The 3,177-nt window shown below is 56.8% G+C and carries 3 protein-coding genes; all 3 read left to right on the forward strand.

From position 1 onward, the window contains the following. Positions 1 to 148: 148 nt before the first annotated feature. The gene (locus WA989_RS18600) at positions 149 to 925 is read left to right on the forward strand and encodes an enoyl-CoA hydratase (RefSeq protein WP_424341964.1); all 777 of its coding nucleotides are present in this window, start codon (positions 149 to 151) and stop codon (positions 923 to 925) included. Between the two features lie 166 nt (positions 926 to 1,091). After that, complete coding sequence (gene rpsT / locus WA989_RS18605; protein ID WP_424341965.1) at positions 1,092 to 1,355, forward strand: 30S ribosomal protein S20; 264 nt, start codon at positions 1,092 to 1,094, stop codon at positions 1,353 to 1,355. Between the two features lie 554 nt (positions 1,356 to 1,909). Next, positions 1,910 to 3,177 (forward strand): DnaA ATPase domain-containing protein (locus tag WA989_RS18610; RefSeq protein WP_424341966.1); only part of this gene is annotated, 1,268 nt, incomplete at its 3' end.

Genomic DNA, 3,177 nt, shown 5'->3' on the forward strand with positions numbered 1-3,177 from the left:
GCACAGGCCCCCGCGAGCCACAGGCCCATCGTTTTGCCAAGTCTCATCACTGGTTACTCCCTATCGACGCCAGACCTCTAATCTCGTATGGCTCCCACAGTCGCGGCTTCAGACCGCAAACGCAAGAACGACATGGAACGGTATTCTAATGGCATATGAAACGCTTCTCACCGAAGTCGATGACGCGATCGCCATCATCACGCTGAACCGGCCGGACGCGCTCAACGCCTTCAACAACCAGCTGATGGATGAGCTGTCTGAAGCCCTCGACCGGTTCGACAATGACGCCTCGATTGGCTGCATCGTCATCACCGGATCAAAGAAAGCCTTTGCGGCCGGCGCAGATATCAAGGAGATGCGCGAGCAATCCTATCTCGACGCCTATTATAATGACTTCATCACCAAGAACTGGGAGCGCGCCTCGAAGATGCGCAAACCAGTCATCGCGGCAGTGTCGGGCTATGCACTCGGCGGCGGCTGCGAGCTGGCGATGATGTGCGACTTCATCCTTGCCGCAGAGAACGCCAAGTTCGGCCAGCCGGAAATCACCATCGGCGTCTCGCCGGGCGCAGGCGGCACACAGCGCCTCACCCGCTTTGCCGGCAAGTCGAAGGCGATGGAAATGTGCCTGACAGGCCGCATGATGGACGCCGAAGAGGCTGAACGCTGCGGGCTCGTCTCGCGGATCGTACCGACAGATGACCTGCTCGACGAGGCAAAATCAGTCGCGCGCAAGATCGCGTCCATGCCGCGCGCGACAGCGATGATGACGAAGGAAATGGTCAACGCGGCCTATGAGACGACGCTCAGCCAGGGCGTCATGTTCGAACGGCGCCTGTTTCATTCGCTGTTTGCCACCGAAGACCAGAAAGAAGGCATGGAAGCCTTCGTCGAGAAGCGCGAGCCGCACTTTAATAACAGGTAGCGTCGCGGCCGTTTGCAGAGACAGAAACAGCGGATATGCCGTCTTCTGACAAAATCTCACCGTCGCCTGCCATTAATGCACCCGCCACAGCCCATTCCGGTTGACGACGCCAAGGCCTTTAGGTATGTCCGCCGCTTGCGTCCGACCGGACACTCAGGAGTTATTGATGGCGAATACACGCTCAGCCAAGAAAATGGTGCGCAAGATTGCACGTCGCACCGAAGTGAACACCGCGCGCCGCTCGCGCATGCGCACCTATATCCGTAAGGTTGAAGAGGCGATCGAGTCTGGCGACCAGAAGGCCGCCGCCGAAGCGCTTAAATCGGCCCAGCCGGAAATCATGCGCGCCGCCAGCAAGGGCGTTCTTCACAAGAACACCTCGGCCCGCAAGATCTCGCGCCTCAGCGCGCGCGTCAAAGCGATGGGCTAACGCTTTCTTTCAAAGCGTTACAAACCTGCATTTCTGCAAGACCCGCCTGGCTAGCCATGCGGGTCTTTTTCGTTTAAAGTGGGCTTTCATTTCAAAGCGTGTTTTGAGCGCCAAACCCATGGGAAAAATGCACTTATTCACAGCTTGTCGGCCCAAAAAATTTGACAGAACATTAGAGGAACAAGTATTGTGAAATTTGCGAAACAGACCCACTGATTTTTTTTGTACATAGTTAACACGTAGATTCAAATACGATTTTTTGCTGTCGCATTTCTTTCAAGATACCAATGCCGCGAATTAAAAAAAAAGGCAGCTAGACTCTCTTTCCCGCCTTTGTTTTAGTATCTCCATCGACGGAAATTAGTCCCTGTACCGAGTGTTTTAGATGTCGGACCTCAAAGGTCCGGACAGGGTTCGTGTGTTCAGTCGTTCAAGGAGAGTGGAACAGAAAACACAAGAAAGGGGAAGTTCCGATGGGGCGCCATGAAGAATCTGGCAAATGGGGTAGAGTATCAACATCCGCCGGCAAGAAAGATTTCGATCAGAACCAGGGTTTGGAAATCTGGAATGCCTTCCTGGCAGACGCCAGGCAAATTGCCTCAACCGACGATTACGACAAATGGATTCAGAACCTCCGTTTCGTCGCCGAAGTCGATAAATCGGTTTTGATCGCCGCGCGGGATCGTCTCACCTATGACCGCATCAGTGCCAATCACCGGCCGATGCTGAAACGGGTCTGGCGCAAGGTCGACCCGAAAGGCCGTGCCCTCGAGATTGCGTGCTGGAAGGATATTCCTGTCGCAACGCGAGAGCTTGCGGGCAATCCTTGGGAGGTTGAGCAGTCTGTTTCAGCTGAAGCAGGCGTAACAGCCGAGACCCTCGAGGCACCGGCTGCGACCTCCCCGCAGACGGGCAACATGATGACGTTCGACACGCTGATCGTCGGCGACACGAATAAACGTGCCGTCCGGCTCGCTGAACAGCTCGTTGAAGGCACCATGCTGCGCGCAGAAGTCTCGCTCATCTATGGCCGTCAGGGCACGGGCAAGACCCATATTCTGCGCGCCATTGAAAGCGCCATTGCCGCCAGCGGTGATGACCGGCGCGTGACCTATATGACGGCTGAGGAGTTCATGACCGCCTATATCGACGGAGCGCGCGAGGGTGATACGCGCGATCTGAAAGCGCAGGTCCGCGACAATGACCTCCTGCTGATCGATGACCTGCAATGGATTGCCGGCAAGAAGAAAACCGACGAGTCCTTCTTCGCGAATATCCGCTCGGTCACCAAATCAGGTGGGCGCGTGCTGCTGACGGCTGATGAGGCGCCTGGCGATCTCAAGGGCTTCTCCCAGCGTATGCGCGGTGAGCTGCTTGGTGCCGCGACGGCCGAAGTCGGTCTGCCGGACCAGGAGATGCGCCGCGAGATCGTTCGCCTGCATGCTGGCATGATCCAGCGTGACCAGGAGAGCTTCGATCTCACCGATGAGATGATCGAGAAGATCGTCTCGACAGTGCGCGGCCCCGGCCGTGAGCTGTGCGGCGTGCTCTACAGCCTGCAGACCGAGACCGGTTATGGCGAGGTCGAGCCGAGCATGGACATGCTGTCAACGGTTCTGCGCCGCCAGCAGGGCGAGTATCAGGTCCCGACGCTCGACAATGTGAAACGGGCTACAATGCGCGTGTTCAATCTTTCCAAGACGGAGATTGAGAGCGCTAACAAGTCCCGCAACATCTGTCATCCGCGCCAGATCGCCATGTATCTGTGCCGGGAAATGACGGACAAGTCCCTGCCGCAGATCGCACGTGCCTTCTCCAAGAA

The sequence above is a fragment of the Henriciella sp. genome, assembly GCF_049649345.1.
Lineage (GTDB): Bacteria > Pseudomonadota > Alphaproteobacteria > Caulobacterales > Hyphomonadaceae > Henriciella.

What these genes read in the sequence shown, in the direction of transcription:
- WA989_RS18600 (WP_424341964.1), top strand. Translation starts at nt 149, where the DNA reads ATGGCATATGAAACGCTTCTCACCGAAGTCGATGACGCGATCGCCATC.
- rpsT (WP_424341965.1), top strand. Translation starts at nt 1,092, where the DNA reads ATGGCGAATACACGCTCAGCCAAGAAAATGGTGCGCAAGATTGCACGT.